Here is a 20,533-nt window from a genome sequence, read left to right as displayed (position 1 = left end):
GTAACAGCAAGAAGAAGGGGGAAACATTATGACTGATATAAATACTATGATTTCCATTCGATACATTAAGAAATCATATGGAGATTATACAGTTATTAAGAATTTAAGCATAGATATCCGTAAAGGTGAAATTATAGGATTACTAGGACCGAATGGAGCTGGGAAGACAACACTTATATCGATTTTATCTACTCTTACTCTGCCAGATGAAGGGTATGGTACAGTATGTAACTACGACTTGTATACTGAACGGAATAAGATTAAAAAAAATGTGAGTGTAGTACCTCAAGATTTAGCGCTATACCCGACTTTAACTGCATATGATAATTTATCTTTTTATGCCGATTTATATGGATTAAAGGGAAATAGGAAAAAAAGCCGCATAAAAGAAGCTTTGCAATTCGCACAGCTTGAGGATTGGGCACATAAGAGAATTGATACATTTTCAGGTGGTATGAAAAGAAGAATTAATTTAGTGATCGGTTTGTTAAATAAGCCAAAAGTTATTTTCTTAGACGAACCAACAGTGGGAATTGATCCGCAATCAAGAAACCATATTTTTAATTGTATTCGCCATCTCGTAGAAGAACTAGGAATCACTGTCATATATACAACTCATCATATGGAAGAAGCTGAGATGTTATGCCATCGTGTAGCAATTTATGATAAGGGTGAAATATTAGATATTGACACCCCAAAAAATTTAATAACAAAGTATGGGGAAAATTATTTAGAGATTGTAATATCAAATATTCCAGAAGAATTTATACATAAAACAAAAATGATTGTTGATGTGAAGTCCTGCACTTTGGTAGATAAAAAAGTCATCATTCAATGTGTAGATAGCTTTAATGTTACAAGAGAAGTTATGAAATTAATTCAAAAATATAATTTGAAAATCGAATTATTTAATGTTAAAAATTCTAATTTAGAAAATGTATTTTTACATTTAACGGGCAAAAATTTAAGGTCTTAAATGAAAGGAGATGGTAAAAATGAAAGCTTGGTATATAGCTAAGAAAGATTTACTTATTCTTTTAAAGGATATCCCTGGTCTAATCTATTTATTTATTACACCTATTATAGTTATTGCAGTTGCTAGTTTTGCATTATCAAATGTATTTGATAGTAAGACGGAAAAATTCAAGATTCCTATAGTAGTAAATGATAATGGAGAACTTTCTAAAAGGGTTATTGAGGAATTGAAAAAAATCCCTGCCCTTGAGATAGAAGAAACTTATGAACTAAATGGTAAAAAGAAAGCATATACAGAAGAACAAGTGAAAAAGGAAGTTCAAACTAAAAAAGCAGCAATCGTAATTCCTAAGGATTTCACACAAAATGTATATTCAGGGACAGAGGCCAAAGTCATCATCATAGAAGATGAAGTTGATCGCATTATTCCAAGTGTTGTTTCAAATGCTGTAACTCAAATTGTATCAGAAATACAAAGAGATATGACTAAAGAGATTGTAAAACAAGCCTCTGCCCAAATGGAAGTAAATGTGAAAGTAGAGTTTAAAAAATTAGCATCAGATAATGAACATAAACCCACTCCATTTGAATCTAATGTACCAGGATATGCCGTTATGTTTGTACTTTTAGGTACTGCAGCAGCTGCAGGTGCATTAGTAGAAGAGAGAGAGAATGGAACGTTAAGAAAAATTCTTACTTTACCTATTAATACATTATCAATCATTTTTGGAAAGATGCTCTCATGCTTTATAACAGCTATTGTTCAATGTGCAGTCCTTTTTAGCGTAGGACATTTTGTATTTGGAATGTGGCTAGGGAAAAGTGTATTAGGAATTATATTACTAGTGATATGTACTGCATTTGCAGCTTCAAGCCTGGCAATTTTATTAGCTTCTATATGTCAAACAAGATCACAAGCAAATGGTATTTCTATTTTAATCGTGTTAACTATGTCTGCTTTGGGTGGATCTTGGTGGCCACTTTATATAGAGCCTGAATGGATGCAAAACCTAGCGCATATTACGATTACAGCTTGGGCAATGGGAGGCTTTAACGATTTATTAGTATATAACAAAGAGTTCTCCTCTGTTCTTATTCCATCCGCTGCATTAATTGGTATGGGAATTTTATTCTTAACAATCTCCATACAAAAATTTCGACGTTCTTATGAAAAGTAGGTGAAATAAGTGTACTTAGTAAAAAATGAGGTGAATGTTCGTTTTGGGGAATGCGATCCTATGGGAATTGCTCACCATTCTCATTATTTTCATTGGTTTGAGCTGGGTAGGTTTCAAATGCTAGATATGACTGGTATAAACCAGTATTTAAAACAGGAAAAATTGTATTTTCCAATTATTGATATAAGATGTACCTACAAAAAATCAGCTCGTTTTCAAGACGACTTAATTGTAGAAACCTATCTTAAGAATGAAAGTAAAGTTTATATAGAATTTGTTTATAAATTATTCCGCAAGAGATGTAGAGTTTTGTTAGCGGAGGGATTTTCAAAACACGTTTTAACAAGGTCGAATGATCAATTAATCAGTAGATTACCAGAAGAAATTTTAGAAAAGCTTCAATTTGAAAATAGCGGGGGTGTCATATGATTACATTTATTTTTCCGGGACAAGGGTCCCAATCCGTAGGGATGTGTAAAGGGTATTTGGATAAATACCCAAACATATTTGTCCCATTATTTGAGGAAGCAAATGATACGCTAGGATTTGATTTAAAGCAACTATGTTTATATGGACCAAGTGAAAAATTAATAGAAACCAGTGTTACACAACCAGCTATTCTTACGGTAAGCACAGGGATATCAAGAATTTTACATTTGCATGGTATAAGGCCATCTAAAGTAGCGGGGCATAGCTTAGGACAATTCTCCGCACTGGTAGAAGCAGGATCTTTACAATTCCATGATGCATTATCCATTGTACGAAAGCGTGGTCAGCTGATGAGTAATGTAAAGCAAGAGGGGTGTATGTTAGGAATTGTATCGAACACATATCAAACATTATTTGAAGTTGTAGAGGAATCTAAACAATATGAAATTGATATTGCTGCCTATAATTCCCCTACACAGGTTGTATTTTCTGGTGAGAGTAAGAGCATTCTTAAATTTCAAAAGGTACTAGATCAAAAAAATGGTATAAAAACTAAAATACTCTCAACTAGTCATGCATTTCACTCACGTTTAATGGGAGAAATGGTTCTTGAGTTTAAGGAGTATTTAAATTTATTTTCGTTAAAAAATGCTCAAATACCAATTGTTTTAAACTGTTCAGGAAAACCAACTACAAATAGAATCAATATTTTACAAGATATAGAAAGACAATGCGTAGATCCAGTTATGTGGCAAGACACTATCTACACTTTATTGAATAATGGTATGAAATACTTTATAGAAGTAGGTCCCGGAAATACTTTAACCAAGTTATGTCGCTCCTTTAAGCAGAACATATCTGTATCCTCTACAGAAACACCGATGTATTTAAAAAGAAGCCTTACTACAATAGAGAAAGAATTTAAGGGGGAACGGGTCTATGTTTAATGGAAACGAAGTGGCATTAGTTATCGGAGGATCACGAGGCATTGGTAAATCAATAACAATGGACCTAGCCAAACAGGGCTTAACTGTTTACTTTACGTTTCAAAGTAATCAAAAATCAGCAAATGAAATAGCAAATACTATAGGAGAAAAAGGTGGAAAAGCGTTTCCTATGCATGTAGATATTACAAATGAAGACTCTATTCATAAATTGTTTCAACACATACGCTCAAAGGAAAAAAGAATAGATATTTTAGTAAATAATGCAGGAGTTATAAATGATGGATTTGCTGCAATGATGAGCGAGGAAAAGTGGGATCATGTGGTTGATTTAAATTTAAAAGGAACATTTCTTTGTTGTCGACAAGCATTAAGAATAATGATGAGACAGAAAAGAGGTTCTATTGTAAATATTACGTCGACAAGTGGAATAACGGGTGCAAGAGGTCAATGTAATTACTCTGCCTCAAAGGGTGGGGTTATTTCCTTAACCAAGACCTTAGCATTAGAAGGTGGGGAATACGGGATTAGGGTTAATGCTGTTGCACCTGGTTTTATAAAAACAGATATGACAAAAGGAATGGATCAACAGACATTAAAAAGGATGTTAGAACTAGTGCCGCTTGGCAGAATTGGAGATCCTAAAGAGGTAGCATATCTAACAACATTTTTATCCTCTAACTATGCAAGTTATATCACCGGGAAAGTTTTTACAGTGGATGGTGGATTAGTTAATGGCTAAACATTAGATGATTTAATGACGAATTTTGAGTTAAACAAGGAAAAGGGGAAAACAGATGTTTACGTATGTAGAAACAAAAATTATTGCTGAAAAAAGAAAACAATTAACTACTAGAATTAAAGAAATTATTACTGAGAGATTAGATTTAGAAATCGAACCACATTTCATTACTGATGATCAGCCATTATTCGGAAGAGGCTTAGGAGTTGACTCCTTGGATGCGTTAGAGCTATTTCTGGCAATTGAAGAGGAATTTGGCGTTGCAGTATATGACGAGAATATGGCAGTACTGGGTTCTATTAATAAAATTGCCGATTTTATTGAAGAAAATAGGGAGGATGATGTGCAGTGAGACCGATATTAAATGCAGATCAAATCCGAAATATCTTACCGCATAAATGGCCATTCCTTTTCTTAGATAAAGTTATTCAACTTGAGCCAGGAAAAAGTGGAATTGGTATTAAAAATGTAACTGTAAGTGAACCTTTTTTTGAAGGGCACTTTCCAAATGAATCAATAATGCCTGGAGTGTTAATTATTGAAGCTTTGGCACAAATGACGGCTGTTGTTTATGTTACAGGAGAACTAGCAAAAATAGATGCACATGGTGCATGTTCACCTAAAATAGATCCGAGTTCATATGTGGGTTATTTAGTTTCTGTACGTAATATGAAATTTTTAAAACCTGTAGTACCAGGAGACCAGCTAGAATTACATGTCCAAATTGGAAGATCACTTGGGTTAATCTCACAAGTGGAAATCACGGCTTATGTAGATAAAAAGAAAGTTGCTACTGGTAGTATTCAAGTTTCTAAAAGAGTTGAGGAAATATGATCCATGGTATGGATGTTCAAGTTCGTGAGTGTACTGAGGCAGATAGTGAGAAGTTAGCTCATTTTTATAATAAATATCAATATGGCCCCATTAAATATGGGTATCCCTTAAATAAGCAGGACATCAAGCAATTATTTCGAGAGCGGAAGATACAGTTATATTTAATTGCTGAATATGAAAATGAAATTATAGCTTCCTTATTATTTTCTAGTTTGTCAGGTCAAAGGGCAGCAGTTTCAGATGGGACCTGGGCAGGATTCTTTTTAATTCATCCAGAATTTCGTTCGGGAAATATACCAGATAAATTATTTGCTTATGCGATTAAAAATCTTATCCAACAAGATATTAAATATATTGATACAGAAGTGAATCCGGAAGATAAAGTAGCCATGGCACTCTATAAAAGAGTGGGGTTATATCAAACAAGTAGGTCTTATATAGACTATGATGGCTACCTGAATTTAAGGAGCTATTTACCTTATGTTATTAATTACCTGTTAGATGCATTTAAACCAATTATTTCAAAAAGTGACCAAGATATATGGCTATCTAGAGGTTGGAAAACAGTTAGGGGATTGAAGTCCCTACGTTCTATTCAGAGTAACGCCATAACAAGAAATGGAATTGAAGTTGTAAAGTATGCTATTAATCTTGGAGCAAAAGATGTGAATTGTTGGGTTGATATAAAAAGTGAAAAAATTACTGAGGTAGAAACAGAACAAGTAAGATTCACTAGTTATATTTTAGAAGGAAACAATTTAATTGTTGGAGAGAAGATTCATATCTGTTATGTATATGAAAATCATTTTTCAAATCCTATTGAAGCTAGTATTACATCGAAGATAGGGGACGATTACTTAATTGATTTAAAGAAAACTTTTTATCCAAATAAAAAGTACGAGTGGGAAGAAGTTATAACAGTTACTAAGGAAATTGAAGGAGAACTTGTTACTAAGTTAAAAGCAAAAGAACTAGAACTAACGGTTCATTTTGGAGTAACCATAGCAAATCCGTTAGAAGTAAATGTTGCTAATTATCCTAAGTTAATTAATGGAAAAGAATCTGCATGTATCGTTAATGTAAAAAATAATTCTTTAGATAGATTAATTTACAAACTACTTATTCAACAAGAAAACTCGAAAATACTAGATTTCAAACCGCTAGAAAAACACCAAATCTGTATCATAGAGCCGGGTGAAATAAAGGATCATATTATTGTATTGAATCCTAAAAAAATTGGTATCACTAATATGACATTTTCGGCTGTTAGTCATCAAAATAAAAATATTGGGGAATTAAAGGCAATAATTCCGATTCATGCGCATGGGAAAAATCATGTTTATGAAACAAAAGAATACTTAGTTCTAGAAAATATGTATATAACTGTACAAATAAGTAAAAGTACTGGTTGTTTATATATATATGACCTTAGAAAGCAGCAGTTATTAGCAAAAGAAGCATGGCCAGATCTAGATTATCCATTTTTAAATGCAGTAAAAGAACCGAAAGTAAATGAGCTGTCATGGGAAATAACATCTGATTCATGTTTTGAAATTATTCATGAGGCAACAAGATTAAAGAGAAGCATTTGTTTTTTGTCAGATAAGATAGTTCAAATAAATGATTTCGCACAGGAAGGAAAATATATAAAAATATATCCTTGGTGCATGTTATATGATGCGAAAATGACGGTACCACTAAAGAGTGGGCTAGTTTCTAAACCTATGGTATATGGTGAGTATCCATATGCACTACATGACTATGAATTTGTAAATCAATTTGATCTACCTAGTCATCCAAACATGTATGAGCGAAATTATACATTGTTTGAATCGCAAAATATTAATATTGGATTTATATGGAAAGGAAATATAGAGCGTATCCTATTTGGATTAAGATGGATGCCAGCGGTAATATTTAAACGGAATGATAAAGAAAAATGTATAACAAAAACGCACTATTATACTTTATGTTCCCATGATAGCAAAGATGAAGTGGAAGAAATCTATAACGATATTACTAGTCATACATCCAAATTCATATCTAATAAGATTCCGTACTCAATTGAGACTGACCAATTTCATATTATAAATGAAAACGGGGAATTTCATATTCATGGAAGTCTAAAAAACTTATTTTCTTCCATATTAAAGGGGAAATTAACCTTGTTTTTCCCTCAGACATCTTACGAACAACAATTGTTTATACAAGACATAGAATCTATAAGCAATTTTAATTTTGAATTTAGTGGAAAGGTTAATTGGTCAAAAGCACATTATGCCGTACTTACGTATCAAGATGAATTAAATAGAAATGCGATAACTAAAAAAATATATCTTTTCCTTAAAGGAAGAAATAAATTAACATATAGCGAAAAAAAACAAGAATATCTAGTTCAAAATAATGTACTAAATTTAAAGATTAAAGTAAACCAAAGTAGTAAAATAACAGAATTTATGTATAAAGATAAGGAGATTATAAAAGAAAACTCAGTATTAAGTTCTTATAATTTTTTACCCGGTGTAATGATACCAACAGCTAACTCTTATACTCCAGATTGTAGGAAAGATTTAAGCATTAATTCAATATATCTCAATAAAAGTAATCATTCAGTAGTAGCAACGGAAAATACATATAAGGAATTTATTAATCAGATTTTCTGTCAATCTGATGAGTGGAAAGTTAAATATACAACTGTATATGATCTACCTGTTTTACAAATACAATTGAAAAGCCTACAGAAAGATAAAATAAAAACTAGTGTCTTTCACTTATTCTGGGAGAAAAAAGGAAAAACAAAAATTAAAAAGATGTATTATTGGCAGAATGGAGAGCAAAACACGTTATTACCAAATGGCAAACAAAGAAAGATTTATGTAGATAATAAGGTAATTCTCGAATTATCTAATGGGTTATTTGTATCTATTTTAGCATTATCACATAGTACAAAATGTTTTATATACGAATGGCCCAAAAAAGGGATACAAATCGGAATATATGGTAATCAGAATGAATTTAATGATGGAGATATTCGCTTTAATATTGCAGTTGGAGAAACTTTACTTGATAGTGAATACTTTTCGCAAATTTTATTAGAGGGGAATATGACATGAAAGTATTGTTTATTGCACCTAGTCACTTTAGCATTGGTGAGTTGCACAATGCCTTATGTCTAGCGAAACAAATTGAAGAGGATGGAGAAGTATATTTTTTAACAAGTGAAAAATTCTTATGGTATGCCAATAAATCTGTAGCAAATGTTAGATCACTAACAAAGGGGCTAAAACAAAAAGGGGTTATAAAACAAATCAATAATTTATTTCAACCTGATGCTATTGTTTTAGCTGATTACCATAATTTATTTTTAGAGTCTCCAATTATTGATCTTGATTATCTATTAAACCTAAACATACCTTGTTTTTCTATTGATTCTTTAGCTTGGGGTAGTGAGGATCGATTATTAGAAAATAAACTTTTTAAAAATGCAAATTACAATAGCTTAAAGAAAAGGTCATTGATAGAACTACCTAAAATCCCCTCTCAATTTAAGCTAATTAGAACTTGTCCAGTGAATAGTTATAAACAAGATAGTGAGAATATTACTTCTGTCAAATTATATAAAGAGGCTTTACAAATAGATGAAGAAATAAGAATGAAAATAAGAACACAACTAGGTTGTAGGGAACAAGATAAATTAATTATGATTGCGAAATCATCATGGGCCAACCTATTAGTAAAAATGAGGCTCATGGAGAAGAAACAGTACAATGATGCAAGGTTTAGTTATGAATATATATTACAAGAACTATTAAGCCTATATCTTCAGGACTTTCCAAGCGATACATGTATTAAATTAATTGGGGTTTCAGATGAGACCAAATTTGTTTCTATGAAAAATGGAGGAAAAATAGAATTTGTTTCACTACCATTTCTTCATTTGGAAGAATATGAGCAACTAATATTATCATGTGATTTATTTATCACCGATAATATTACATCCTGCTCAATGGGAAAAGCGGTATTTGGAAAAATACCTGTAATTAGTCTGGTAAACCATTTGGAATATAAAGAATTAAAGACTCAAAGAGATAGCCATAATCCTACCTTAAGAAGCATTATAGAAAAATGGAATTATATACTACCTAATGGACTTTATCCATTTCTTGTATTTCCAAATGGATGGCATAAAGAATTAGCACCATTGATGGATCAAAATGATTATTTTAAATGTGTGCATACTTGTGAAATGTTTGATTTAAAAGAAACTAGTCAAACAATATTTAATATGCTGTATAGCAAAACGGAGATTGATAAATTAAAGAAAATGCAACAACTGTATATAAATAATGTATGTAATCTACCGACAATAAAAGATGTGGTAAAGAGAGAATTGGGGGCGCTTAATCATGAGTAATCAAATTAATGTACAAGAAGAAACTAATGAAGCATATGATGCAGTACGTAACGGAATTGGTGTAATAGATTTATCAACAACAGGAAGAATTGTTGTGAAAGGTGAGGACCATGTAGAGTTCCTAGATCGTCTAGTTACGAAGGATATTATATTTATGGAAGAAGAAACAACACTCTTTACTTTGTTATTACAAGAAGATGGGACTGTAATTGATATTATTAATCTGTTTAAAAATGAGGATTCTCTTACAGTTATTACGACACCGCATAAAAAAGAAATGGTACTAGCCTGGTTGCAAAACCAAAAACCAAGCGGAGTTGAGATTATAGATATAAGTCAAACACATTCTCAAATTGGATTTGAAGGTCCGTATGCATGGAAATTAGCTCAAAAGTTTTTAGACTTCGAAATATCATCACTGCCATTTCAATCATTTGTTTTAAATCAATTATTTGGGAAAGAATTTCTATTAGCAAGAACAGGTGTAACAGCAGAGTATGGTTATCAATTATTGTTTGAAAAATGCCTAGAGCCAATAGTATTAGAAACTGTAAATTCTTTTAAAGAAGATATTAAATTGAAGAAAGTAGATTGGGAAACATTAGAGACGCTAATGTTAGAAATTCGACATCCATATTTTGAATTCAAACATTTAGAAGAACTAAATATTTTTGAAGCTGGTTTAGAATGGTTTATTGATTTTTATAAAGACGAATTTTATGGAAGAGAAGTCTTAGAACAGCAATCGGAAGCTGGCGTAAATAAAAGAATTGTGGGATTCACGACAGGAATAGAGAGCAAAATTACAGTTAATGATGAGATTTTTATAGAGGAACAATTAATTGGTAAAGTTATTGAACTTAAAGAAAGTCCCGTTTTAAACAGGAGACTCGGAATTGCTTTATTAGAGGAACCATTTGCTGTTTCAGGAATTGGATTTTATGTGAAAAATAAAGAAAATGCTTTGTATGAGGCACATACTCAGTCCTCACCATATATTCTACCTAAATCATGGTCAATCAAAATACTGTAAAGGTGATGGCATATGAACATGAATAATCAACAAATCGTCGTAACTGGCATGGGAATTATTTGTTCAAACGGAAATAGTGTAAAAGAATTTTGGGATAATATTAAATCTGGGAAATCTGGTATTAAAGTAATCCAAAATATCGATATGGCTGAAATGGTAACAGATTATGGTGGAGAGATTGAAAACCTTCAGGTAGATGATTACTTCTTTAAGGATGAAATAAAGGATATGGATCGCTGTGGAAAATTAGGTGTCATGGCGGCAAGAGAAGCGGTAGAAAACGCAAAATTAAAAATAGAAAACTTTAATCCATACCGAATTGGAATATCATTAGGCACATCTTTAGGAGGCATGTTGAGCGGGGAAGAATTTCATAATCAGTGGATTAAAGATGGAATTGAAAAAGCAGATGAAACGTTACTTTTTAAGTATCCAATCCATACGCCCTGTGACAATATTACGCGAGACTTAAAAATAAAAGGGCCAAAAATGATTATTTCGAATGCATGTGCCGCTGGTACAAATTCAATTGGATTTGCGCTGGATACAATTCGAAATAACAAAGCAGATATCATGATAACCGGTGGTGTAGATCCCTTATCTAAATTGTCAATGAGTGGTTTTAATAGTTTACAAGCACTAGCACCAACGCCACCATCGCCCTATAGCAAGAGTAATGGCGTGGTAATCGGAGAAGGTGCAGCTATTCTTGTTTTGGAATCATTAGATCATGCGATTAAAAGGGGTGCAAATATCCTAGCTGAAGTAGTAGATTACGATTTATCTTCAGATGCATATCATCAGACAGCACCAGATCCGGGCGGGGAAGGTGCTTTGAGATCCATGCGAGGTGCTTTAAAAAAAGCCAGCATAGATGCTAAGGAAGTAAGTTATATCAATGGACATGGTACAGGTACACCAGCAAATGATGTATCAGAGCCAAAAGCAATTCGTACATTAATTAATGAAAATAAGACACCAGTTTCTTCAACTAAATCAATGATAGGACATATGTTAGGAGCCGCAGGGGCAGCGGAAGCAGTAACAAGTATTCTTGCTATTCAACATGGATATTTACCCCCAACTATAAACTTTGAAGTTGAAAGTCAAAAATTTAATCTAGATTTTGTACCTAACATAGGTAGGGTAAGTGATTTGAGTTATGTACTATCAAATTCATTTGCTTTCGGAGGGAATAATGCAAGTATTTTATTCTGTAAGTACAATGAGAACCACGTATTATCAGAGGAAAAGGAAACGCTAATTAAAGAAAAAAAAGTCGTAATTACTGGTGTAGGTGGACTTGCTGGGAATTCTTCAAACCTTCAAGAAATTAAAGATTGTATGTTTAAGGGAAAAAGTGGTACCTCAAAGATTAAACATTGGAACGACAATCCTAAATGCATACAAGCCGGGAAAATACCAGAACAAAACTATCGAAGGCTGATACATCCTAATTTATTAAGGAAGATGGATTCAATTAGCAAACATGCAGTATTGTCAGTGAAAATGGCTATAGAAAACGGGAACTTAAAGATAGATAAAAATAATAGGGACAAGATAGGAATTATTTTTGCAACTGGTACTGGACCAGTTGGAACGGTAGAATCATTTAACCGAATTATTATCCAAGAGGGTGTTAAGGCCGCCAATGCTAAATTATTTCCAAACACAGTTATGAACGCAGCAGCTGGACATATTTCATTAAACTTTAAAATAAAAGGGCCTACTTCAACTATTTCATGTGGCGGGGTTTCTGGTATTAGTGCACTATACTATGCCTATGCCATGATTCAATCTAGTGATTATGACACATTCGTTGTGGTAACGGCAGATGAAGTAAATAATCCAATAATAGAGGGACACTCAAAAATAAAAAGATACTTAACAACTGAGAATATAAGTCCTTTTGATTGTAATAATAGCGGTACCATACTTGGTGAAGGGAGCGTTGCCTTTATTGTAGAAAGTGAGGAGGCAGCGTTAAAAAGAAATGGTAATATTTTAGCTGAAATTAAAGGTTTTGGGTTAACATCTGATGATAGTAAAATAGGGGACTTAAATCATCTAGGAAAGGCATGGGAGGAATCTATGCGTTTAGCAATGAAAGAGGCGATGATTTCTCCAGGAGAGATAGAATATATTTGTGCAGCTGCCAATGGTCATACATATTTTGACCGTATTGAAGAGAGAGTTATAGAACGTATATTCGGAAACAGAGCTCCTGTTAGTGCCACAAAATCTATCTTTGGGGAAACTCATGCAACTGCAGGCCTTCTTTCTCTCATTAGTGTAATATGTGCATTTGATGGTGAAATACCGACTACGCAAAATGTAAAGAGTCATAGAGGAAGAATCGATCTCGTCACAGGAAATGCTCGTAAGGCTCCGGTGAGCAATGCCTTAATTAGTACATATTCTTATGGTGGTAATTATAATTCTGTTGTAATAGGAAAATATTTAAATTAATTATTTATGTAGGAGGCCACTTTTATTAAGTATGTATCGGTCTCCTGCAAAATAAGCTATATAGTTTTTAAAGCTTAAGCTCTTAATTGAGCATATCAGAAAAACTATGAAGGAGCATAATGCCATGAAAGGTATCATTCTTGCAGGTGGGAACGGTACTAGATTGTACCCCCTTACCCAAATTGTATCGAAGCAATTATTACCTATCTATGATAAACCCATGATTTATTATCCTTTATCAGTACTAATGTTGGCGGGTATAAGAGAGATACTAATTATTTCAACGCCACAAGATATTAATAAATTTGAGCAAATGTTAGGTGATGGTTCAAAATATGGAATTACCCTTTCATATACTGTTCAGCCTTATCCAGAAGGTATAGCACAAGCATTTATTATAGCTGAGGAATTTATTGGAAATGATAATGTAGCTTTAATTCTTGGCGATAATATCTTTTATGGTCATGGACTAACAGAATTACTAGAAAAGGCTGTTAAGAAGACTAGGGGAGCTACAGTTTTTGGTTATTATGTCAATGATCCAGAGCGCTTTGGGGTAGTAGAGTTTGATTCTAAAAAGCATGTGATTGATATCATGGAAAAGCCAAAGGAACCAAAATCAAACTATGCAGTAACTGGCCTGTATTTTTATGATAAACGTGTGATAGAAATAGCAAAAAATATTAAACCATCTAATCGTGGGGAATTAGAGATAACAGATATAAACAAAGAATATCTTGAAATGGGAGAATTAGAAGTTGAATTATTGGGAAGAGGCTATGCATGGCTGGATACAGGTACACACGAATCATTATTAGAAGCAGCACAATTTATAGAGACAATTGAGAAAAGACAGAGTTTAAAAGTAGCTTGTTTAGAAGAAATTGCATTTAAAAAGAAATATATAACCAAGCAGCAACTATTAAAAATGGCAAATTCGGTAAAGGAAAATCAATACAGCCGATATTTATTAAGGGTTGCCCATCAATAGCATTTAAATGAATGGAGAGAGAAGAATGCGTAAAATTCATACAGCATTAGATGGTGTTTTTATTATAGAGCTTGATAAATGCAGTGACAAACGTGGTTACTTCATTGAAACATGTAATAAGAAAAAATTTGAACTCTTAGATATACAGGGAGACTTTGTACAAGATAATCAATCATTATCTGTTCACACAGGCACGATACGTGGGCTGCATTATCAGTTGAATCCTAAAGCCCAAATGAAGGTAGTGAGCTGCATTTCTGGTTCTATTTACGATGTAGTTGTAGATATCCGAAAGGGCTCCCCAACGTATGGACGATGGTTCGGAACAATTTTAAATGAGTATAATAACCGTCTACTTACCGTTCCTAAAGGGTTTGCTCATGGTTTTTGTACTACAGAACCTAATACTATTGTCCAGTATAAAGTAGATGAGTATTATTCACCTAACCATGAAGGGGGAATTCTATGGAATGATGAAACGATAGGGATTTTATGGCCAACTAATCAACCAATTTTATCAGAGAAAGATAAAAAACTACCTAGATTAAAAGATACTAATGTCAACTTTGTTTATGGAGATGATTTTAATTGAAATTATTAATAACGGGTGGGGCAGGATTTATTGGTAGTAATTTTATTCGGTATATGTTAAAGAAATATCCTCAATACCAAATTGTAAATGTAGATTTATTAACATATGCAGGAAATTTATTTAATTTAAAGGAAATATCACTAAATCAAAATTATAAATTCATCAAAGGGGATATTTCAAATGAAATATTCATAGATAAGCTATTTAAAAAAGAAAAATTTGATTATGTATTAAATTTCGCAGCAGAATCTCACGTTGATAGAAGTATTAAAACTCCCCATATCTTTGTCCAAACTAACATATTAGGTACACAAGCCTTATTACACTCAGCATATAAAACAAAAGTGAAAAAGTTTGTACAAATTTCTACAGATGAAGTATATGGGACATTATCTCAAACGGGTGCGTTTACAGAGCATACACTAATAGCTCCTAATAGTCCTTATAGTGCAAGTAAAGCTAGTGCAGACTTCATGGTACGAGCGTATCATGAGACATTCGGTTTACCTATGAATATAACTCGTTGTTCCAATAATTATGGTCCTTATCAGTTCACGGAAAAATTAATACCATTAACAATAACTCATGCGTTAAATAATAAAAATATTCCTCTATACGGTGATGGATTACATATAAGAGATTGGCTTCATGTAGAGGATCACTGTGTAGCTATTGATTTAGTTCTGCATGGTGGAGCAGATGGGCACATTTATAATATCGGAGGAGATAATGAATATACAAATCTAGATATTGTACAAAAAGTACTCAAATTCCTAAATAAAGATCAATCGCAAATTACATTTACCTCAGATCGCTTAGGACATGATAGACGTTACGCCATGGATGCTACTAAGTTGAAAGAAGAATTAGGTTGGACACCACACTATCTATTTGATGATGGACTTACCCAAACAATTAAGTGGTATATAGATAACCGTACGTGGTGGGAATGAATTTTATTAACTAAAAATTACATAAGTTAAACGAGGAATTTTAAAATGAAGATACTGATAACGGGAGTAGATGGGCAACTAGGACAAACTTTAATGCAAGTACTCAGCAGAACACATCATGAGCTATATGGTGTGAATCGTACCACGTTAGATATTACAAATAAAATAAGAGTTAGCTCTTATCTTGATAGGTTAAAGCCAGATGTAATTGTACACTGTGCAGCATTTACAAATGTAGATGGGGCAGAGAAAAATAAAGGACTGGCATATGAAGTAAATGTATTAGGTACCAATTATATTGCTCAAGCTGCAGGAAGAATAAAATGTAAATTTGTATATATTAGTACGGATTATGTGTTTGATGGCGAAAAGCATACACCATACAATCTTGTGGATCGTCCTAATCCATTAAATATATATGGAGAAACAAAATTAGCTGGAGAACATTTAGTAACAAAATACACGAATAATCATTTTATTATTAGAACTTCGTGGATATTTGGAAAGGGAGACGGTCACTTTATCGCTAAGATAAAAAAAATAGCAAATCTATACGGTGAAGTCCGCGTGGTATCTGACCAGTTTGGTTCACCTACCTATGCACTAGATTTAGCAAATTTTATTGCAGAGTTATTAGCGACGAATCAATACGGATTATATCATGTGACAAACGAAGGAATATGTTCATGGCATGAGTTTGCAGCTGAATTTTTTAAAGACTTCAATAAAGACATCAATATAATTCCCTTAACGACGGAAGAATTCCCGCAAATAGCCAATCGACCTAAATATTCAGTGTTAAGCAAAGATTGCATTATCCTGAATGGATTAAAACCATTAAGACATTGGAAAGAAGCATTAAAAGAGTATAAGGAACAATTTAATAGTAGATAATCATTTTAATTTATATAAAATTAGCCAGTAAATATAGCTTTATTTTTTAGTAAGTTGCAGTTGAATTTTTTAGAAATTTGTCGTTTATAAAGTATTAACTGTAAAATAAAAAACCACTACTTAAAGTAGTGGTTTTTTATTTTACAACTATACATTAAATCGTAACAAAAGCCATTATACATTCGCTGAAAGATTAACGGTACATTCACTATTTTAGCATAGTTGCATTCAAATAAATGTTCCAATCTAGTGAACTTTCAAGTTTGAATAGATTTAGATAATACCTATTATGTAATTAATTCATTATTACAGATGGGCATAAATTAATAATTAGTATTTGAATTAGTTTTCCTCAAAGAATCAAACAGAATTTCGGCAGCTTGCTATTACTATTTTCCCTTTGTTATCACGTATAATAACAAAGAATATTTTGATGGTAGTATAAATGATGCTTGAGAAGCAAACAGAAAAAACAATTATGGCGTAAAAACAATTTAAACATGTATAAACATTGAAATCACAGGAGTAATGCTTTAATAATTTGAAAAGCTTATTATGTAACAAATATTAATAATTAAAGATTATAATTTTTCACCAGTAGATTCCCTCCTAAACTTTCGTGAAGGTAGATAGCGCCAGAACCTTTCCAATTTATTTAATTATTTGATTTCAATGGAATATTATGTTAGAAGAGGGAATTACAAAGAATCTAGTCAAAAGTTTTTAAGCATTTTTATTAAATTATACTCTGCGGTCTATAACAGCAAACCTGTCACTCTAAATTAATAGCTTCAAAACAAAAAAAGCCGCTTACTTTAGTGGCTTTTTTGTGGGTAATGAAGATCAAATACTAAATTGAAACACAATCCGTTACGCATTCACTGAGAGGTTGACCGCTTACATTAATTATTTTAGCATAGTTGGATTCGATTGAATGTTCCAATTTAGTGAACTTTCAAATCCCAATTCGATCAGCACATGCTAATAGGGGTCACCATACATGCCCATCAACTTAAGAGATTTTAATACCCCCAAGTACCAAAAATCTGTTTCTTTAAAATAAATTTTTATCAATCATGTGCTAATAACCATGGATAAATTAATGAATTTGAATTTTGAAAAACATGAATATTTTGGAGTATATGTTATTGGGCATTAGCACCCTTTACCTGGGTAAAGAGAATGTTATTCATGTATGTAATTCATAACTGCTCGAATGTAACTTTCTAAAGGCTGTTTAGTATCTACAACTAAACACTTATATTCAGAAGGTTTTTTACTATTCTTGATAGTATATTTAAAAGATTCTTCAGACTGTATCTCTTTAATTTGGCTTAGCATTCTATCACGGTTTTTTAATCTGAAATTTATTTCATTACTATCATCTAGGTAACATTCAATATATTTATATTTAACATTATATTTTTTTGATAAATCTGTTCCTTTTTCAACCATTTCTTCATACAAGCAAGGACTATCAAATATTACAGCCTGTCCCTCTGATAAGTGAAATTCAATTAAAGACCAATCAATATTGTATGAAATCTTACCAGCAAGCTTTACATCAATTGGAGCTTCCTCAATGGAAAGTAATAAAGCGGTTTTTACAATATCGTGGTCAATAATAACTGCTCCTGTTCTCTTAGCGATTTTTCGAGCAAGTGTTGACTTACCAGAGCCAGGGAAACCTGACATTTGAACAAAAAACATATAAAACACCCTCTCATGTATTCTCTTTTAACTATCCTTCATCCGTCAGTTTAACCGAGTGAAAATTCCGAATTCTTATTATAGGATTTTAACCAAACCTTATTACAAACGATCAATTTTTATTATACATTAACAAACTTTATTCAAAAGCCTCAAAAACGTTATTCTTTCTAAAGAAGCTAGATTAGAAAGGATGACATTTTCTTATGAATCTCTCGATACAAGATGAACTACAACCATTTGTGGAAGAATTACAACGATATATTACACCTGTATTTTTAGACGAACTCGCAAGAGAAATCGGATTTATAAAGCGAAAACGTAAGTTTTCTGGCTCAGACTTAGCTACGATTTGTATTTGGATCAGTCAACGAGTAGCAAGTGATCCCTTAGTACGATTATGTAGTAGGCTTCATGCAGCCACTGGTACTTTACTCAGCCCTGAGGGCTTAAATAAACGTTTAAACGCTAAAGCAGTTTTGTTTTTAAAACATATTTTTTCTTTACTATTACAACAAAAAGTATGTGAACAAACACAAATCTCTAACCATCTCTTCTCTTATTTTCAACGAATCCATATCCTAGATGCTACCGTATTTCAGGCGCCAAGTGCTTTAGAGGATGTATATCCAGGCTCTGGAGGCTGTGCTCAAACAGCCGGAATCAAAATTCAATTAGAATATGATCTGCACAGTGGAGAATTTCTTAACTTTCAAGTTGGACCAGGAAAAAATAACGACAAAACATTTGGCACGGAGTGCTTAAATACTTTACGACCAGGAGATTTATGTATTCGTGATTTGGGTTATTTTTCATTGGAAGACTTAGATCAAATGGATCAACGAGGTACATACTATATTTCTCGTTTAAAATTAAATACGAATGTATATGTGAAAAATCCAGCTCCAGAACACTTTAAAAATGGTGCCATTAAGAAACAATCGGAATACATACAAGTCGATGTGAAACAGATTTTGAAACAACTACAGCCTGGAGAAACATTTGAATTAAAACATGCTTATATAGGTGATAAACAACAACTATTTGCACGTGTTATTTTTAATCGATTAACAGAAGAGCAACTTCAAAAAAGACGGGCGAAGATTGCGGAAAAAGAAAAATCTAAAAATAGAACGTACTCAGAGAAAAGTAAATTGGTAGCTGGATTAAACGTGTACGTGACGAATATACCTTGGGAATGGGTTCCGATGGAACAGGTACATGAATTATATACTTTACGTTGGCAAATAGAGATTATCTTTAAAACGTGGAAATCACTTTTCAAAATAGACCATTATCGTCATGTAAAACAGGAACGATTAGAGTGCCAATTATATGGAAAGCTAATCGCTATCTTCCTGTGCTCCTCTACTATGTTTAAAATGCGTCAACTTCTTTTAAAAAAGAAGAAAAGAGAATTAAGCGAATATAAAGCGATTGGAATAATTCAAGATCATTTACACCTGTTGTATCAAGCTATACGACAAAGCACCATAGAAATGACAAAGATTCTAATCCGCCTATTCCACCTCCTAGAGAAGAATGGACGGAAATCTCATAGATATGAGAAAAAGACAGTCTTTGATATTATGGGTGTTGTCTATGAGTATAGTAGGCTTGGAAAACAAAAGAAAGCAGCATAATTTTTAAAAATGATACCTATCTAGGTTTATTTGGTATGTTCATTTTTAAGGACACAAAATATTTTAAGTTTTTTTCGTTCATATGAACGAAAGTTAACTTTATTTTCCTTCTTAAGTTGATGGGCATGGGGTCACCATACATGCCCATCAACTTAAGAATTTAGAATTACCCCAAAACGAAAAAATGAGTTTTTTTTGTTACAAGTTAGCACAAAAATTTCGTTCTGGGGGTACTATAAAATTTCCGCTTGATGGCGATGTGGTAGATACCCCAGTGTACAAAATGACAGTATTTCTTGCACCAGAACCAACGAAAGTAATTTAATGTAAAAAATAGTTAAAAATCCAAGCACGTGTTATTATTATATAGGGAATTTAAAATTAAAGTTGTATCTGGAGAGGAAGTGTTATAAATGAAAACAACAAAAGGGAAACTATCTTTTAGCATTGATATTATAGGCTTTATAGCTTCTATAATAATGATTATTGTAACTTTGGTTAATTTTAGAACATGGCTACATCCACTTACATTCTTTACCGTGGGACTAGTCTTCTTTATTAATATAGTAAAGACCCTTAAGGGAAAAGGGCGTAATTTAAATTAAAAATTTGATTCTTAAATGCTTATATTTTATAAAGCATGTTAGTATCTTTTTAATAGTGGTCACCATCCATCACCATCAAATTAAAATAAATTTGTATCCATATAGCAAAAAAATCACTATTCTTTTT

18 protein-coding genes are annotated in these 20,533 nt (G+C 32.4%); 17 read left to right on the top strand and 1 reads right to left on the bottom strand.

The genetic code is table 11. The features are described 5' to 3' along the window. The first annotated feature begins 28 nt into the window (after positions 1 to 28). The 15 genes from ACTFRY_RS25155 (at position 29) to rfbD (ending at position 16,448) form a co-directional block, all read left to right on the top strand. Complete coding sequence (locus ACTFRY_RS25155; RefSeq protein WP_000129820.1) at positions 29 to 976, top strand: ABC transporter ATP-binding protein; 948 nt, start codon at positions 29 to 31, stop codon at positions 974 to 976. Between the two features lie 19 nt (positions 977 to 995). Next, positions 996 to 2,153: an ABC transporter permease gene (locus ACTFRY_RS25150; protein WP_000649290.1), complete on the top strand. Its 1,158-nt coding sequence runs from the start codon at positions 996 to 998 to the stop codon at positions 2,151 to 2,153. Positions 2,154 to 2,162: 9 nt separating this feature from the next. Then, positions 2,163 to 2,582 (top strand): acyl-CoA thioesterase, encoded by a 420-nt coding sequence (locus ACTFRY_RS25145; protein WP_000281620.1) that lies wholly within the window; start codon positions 2,163 to 2,165, stop codon positions 2,580 to 2,582. Continuing rightward, positions 2,579 to 3,529, top strand: coding sequence for an ACP S-malonyltransferase (locus ACTFRY_RS25140; RefSeq protein WP_086423095.1), 951 nt, complete (start codon positions 2,579 to 2,581; stop codon positions 3,527 to 3,529). Before ACTFRY_RS25145 ends, ACTFRY_RS25140 begins: the two co-directional genes overlap by 4 nt. Next, complete coding sequence (fabG, locus tag ACTFRY_RS25135; protein ID WP_050822612.1) at positions 3,522 to 4,268, top strand: 3-oxoacyl-[acyl-carrier-protein] reductase; 747 nt, start codon at positions 3,522 to 3,524, stop codon at positions 4,266 to 4,268. Before ACTFRY_RS25140 ends, fabG begins: the two co-directional genes overlap by 8 nt. A gap of 55 nt (positions 4,269 to 4,323) precedes the next feature. Then, positions 4,324 to 4,620 carry an acyl carrier protein gene (locus ACTFRY_RS25130; RefSeq protein WP_000495741.1) on the top strand — a complete coding sequence of 99 codons (297 nt, stop codon included), beginning with the start codon at positions 4,324 to 4,326 and terminating at the stop codon, positions 4,618 to 4,620. Next, positions 4,617 to 5,102: a 3-hydroxyacyl-ACP dehydratase FabZ gene (gene fabZ, locus ACTFRY_RS25125; protein WP_086423094.1), complete on the top strand. Its 486-nt coding sequence runs from the start codon at positions 4,617 to 4,619 to the stop codon at positions 5,100 to 5,102. Before ACTFRY_RS25130 ends, fabZ begins: the two co-directional genes overlap by 4 nt. Beyond that, positions 5,099 to 8,215: a GNAT family N-acetyltransferase gene (locus ACTFRY_RS25120; RefSeq protein ID WP_086423093.1), complete on the top strand. Its 3,117-nt coding sequence runs from the start codon at positions 5,099 to 5,101 to the stop codon at positions 8,213 to 8,215. The genes fabZ and ACTFRY_RS25120 overlap by 4 nt, the downstream gene beginning before the upstream one ends. Continuing rightward, a complete protein-coding gene (locus tag ACTFRY_RS25115; protein ID WP_086391770.1) occupies positions 8,212 to 9,516 on the top strand; it encodes a DUF6365 family protein in 1,305 nt (434 codons plus the stop codon). The genes ACTFRY_RS25120 and ACTFRY_RS25115 overlap by 4 nt, the downstream gene beginning before the upstream one ends. Beyond that, positions 9,509 to 10,549, top strand: coding sequence for an aminomethyltransferase family protein (locus ACTFRY_RS25110; protein ID WP_000070728.1), 1,041 nt, complete (start codon positions 9,509 to 9,511; stop codon positions 10,547 to 10,549). The genes ACTFRY_RS25115 and ACTFRY_RS25110 overlap by 8 nt, the downstream gene beginning before the upstream one ends. Before the next feature lie 12 nt (positions 10,550 to 10,561). Continuing rightward, positions 10,562 to 13,018 (top strand): beta-ketoacyl-[acyl-carrier-protein] synthase family protein, encoded by a 2,457-nt coding sequence (locus ACTFRY_RS25105; RefSeq protein WP_086423092.1) that lies wholly within the window; start codon positions 10,562 to 10,564, stop codon positions 13,016 to 13,018. Between the two features lie 124 nt (positions 13,019 to 13,142). After that, complete coding sequence (gene rfbA / locus ACTFRY_RS25100) at positions 13,143 to 14,009, top strand: glucose-1-phosphate thymidylyltransferase RfbA (protein WP_086391772.1); 867 nt, start codon at positions 13,143 to 13,145, stop codon at positions 14,007 to 14,009. Positions 14,010 to 14,034: 25 nt separating this feature from the next. Continuing rightward, positions 14,035 to 14,601, top strand: coding sequence for a dTDP-4-dehydrorhamnose 3,5-epimerase (gene rfbC / locus ACTFRY_RS25095; protein WP_086391773.1), 567 nt, complete (start codon positions 14,035 to 14,037; stop codon positions 14,599 to 14,601). After that, positions 14,598 to 15,554 carry a dTDP-glucose 4,6-dehydratase gene (gene rfbB, locus ACTFRY_RS25090; RefSeq protein WP_086391774.1) on the top strand — a complete coding sequence of 319 codons (957 nt, stop codon included), beginning with the start codon at positions 14,598 to 14,600 and terminating at the stop codon, positions 15,552 to 15,554. Before rfbC ends, rfbB begins: the two co-directional genes overlap by 4 nt. Positions 15,555 to 15,599: 45 nt before the next feature. Beyond that, the gene (gene rfbD, locus ACTFRY_RS25085; protein WP_086391775.1) at positions 15,600 to 16,448 is read left to right on the top strand and encodes a dTDP-4-dehydrorhamnose reductase; all 849 of its coding nucleotides are present in this window, start codon (positions 15,600 to 15,602) and stop codon (positions 16,446 to 16,448) included. A gap of 1,185 nt (positions 16,449 to 17,633) precedes the next feature. Here rfbD and ACTFRY_RS25080 read toward each other — a convergent pair. Continuing rightward, on the bottom strand, positions 17,634 to 18,158 hold the full coding sequence (locus ACTFRY_RS25080; protein ID WP_086391776.1) for an AAA family ATPase: 525 nt from the start codon (positions 18,156 to 18,158) through the stop codon (positions 17,634 to 17,636). A gap of 206 nt (positions 18,159 to 18,364) precedes the next feature. Between ACTFRY_RS25080 and ACTFRY_RS25075 the strand changes: the two genes are divergently transcribed. Together ACTFRY_RS25075 and ACTFRY_RS25070 are read left to right on the top strand one after the other, a co-directional pair. Then, complete coding sequence (locus tag ACTFRY_RS25075; protein ID WP_086391777.1) at positions 18,365 to 19,801, top strand: IS4 family transposase; 1,437 nt, start codon at positions 18,365 to 18,367, stop codon at positions 19,799 to 19,801. Between the two features lie 413 nt (positions 19,802 to 20,214). After that, on the top strand, positions 20,215 to 20,406 hold the full coding sequence (locus tag ACTFRY_RS25070) for a hypothetical protein (protein ID WP_086391778.1): 192 nt from the start codon (positions 20,215 to 20,217) through the stop codon (positions 20,404 to 20,406). Positions 20,407 to 20,533: the final 127 nt, after the last annotated feature.

This window comes from Bacillus cereus group sp. MYBK195-1 (assembly GCF_051916605.1).
Lineage (GTDB): Bacteria > Bacillota > Bacilli > Bacillales > Bacillaceae_G > Bacillus_A > Bacillus_A cereus.
Note: the sequence above shows the minus strand (reverse complement) of the source record. Positions and strands in the feature narration are given on the sequence as shown.

What these genes read in the sequence shown, in the direction of transcription:
- ACTFRY_RS25155 (WP_000129820.1), top strand. Translation starts at nt 29, where the DNA reads ATGACTGATATAAATACTATGATTTCCATTCGATACATTAAGAAATCA.
- ACTFRY_RS25150 (WP_000649290.1), top strand. Translation starts at nt 996, where the DNA reads ATGAAAGCTTGGTATATAGCTAAGAAAGATTTACTTATTCTTTTAAAG.
- ACTFRY_RS25140 (WP_086423095.1), top strand. Translation starts at nt 2,579, where the DNA reads ATGATTACATTTATTTTTCCGGGACAAGGGTCCCAATCCGTAGGGATG.
- fabG (WP_050822612.1), top strand. Translation starts at nt 3,522, where the DNA reads ATGTTTAATGGAAACGAAGTGGCATTAGTTATCGGAGGATCACGAGGC.
- ACTFRY_RS25130 (WP_000495741.1), top strand. Translation starts at nt 4,324, where the DNA reads ATGTTTACGTATGTAGAAACAAAAATTATTGCTGAAAAAAGAAAACAA.
- ACTFRY_RS25120 (WP_086423093.1), top strand. Translation starts at nt 5,099, where the DNA reads ATGATCCATGGTATGGATGTTCAAGTTCGTGAGTGTACTGAGGCAGAT.
- ACTFRY_RS25115 (WP_086391770.1), top strand. Translation starts at nt 8,212, where the DNA reads ATGAAAGTATTGTTTATTGCACCTAGTCACTTTAGCATTGGTGAGTTG.
- ACTFRY_RS25110 (WP_000070728.1), top strand. Translation starts at nt 9,509, where the DNA reads ATGAGTAATCAAATTAATGTACAAGAAGAAACTAATGAAGCATATGAT.
- ACTFRY_RS25105 (WP_086423092.1), top strand. Translation starts at nt 10,562, where the DNA reads ATGAACATGAATAATCAACAAATCGTCGTAACTGGCATGGGAATTATT.
- rfbA (WP_086391772.1), top strand. Translation starts at nt 13,143, where the DNA reads ATGAAAGGTATCATTCTTGCAGGTGGGAACGGTACTAGATTGTACCCC.
- rfbC (WP_086391773.1), top strand. Translation starts at nt 14,035, where the DNA reads ATGCGTAAAATTCATACAGCATTAGATGGTGTTTTTATTATAGAGCTT.
- rfbD (WP_086391775.1), top strand. Translation starts at nt 15,600, where the DNA reads ATGAAGATACTGATAACGGGAGTAGATGGGCAACTAGGACAAACTTTA.
- ACTFRY_RS25080 (WP_086391776.1), bottom strand. Translation starts at nt 18,158, where the DNA reads ATGTTTTTTGTTCAAATGTCAGGTTTCCCTGGCTCTGGTAAGTCAACA.
- ACTFRY_RS25075 (WP_086391777.1), top strand. Translation starts at nt 18,365, where the DNA reads ATGAATCTCTCGATACAAGATGAACTACAACCATTTGTGGAAGAATTA.
- ACTFRY_RS25070 (WP_086391778.1), top strand. Translation starts at nt 20,215, where the DNA reads ATGAAAACAACAAAAGGGAAACTATCTTTTAGCATTGATATTATAGGC.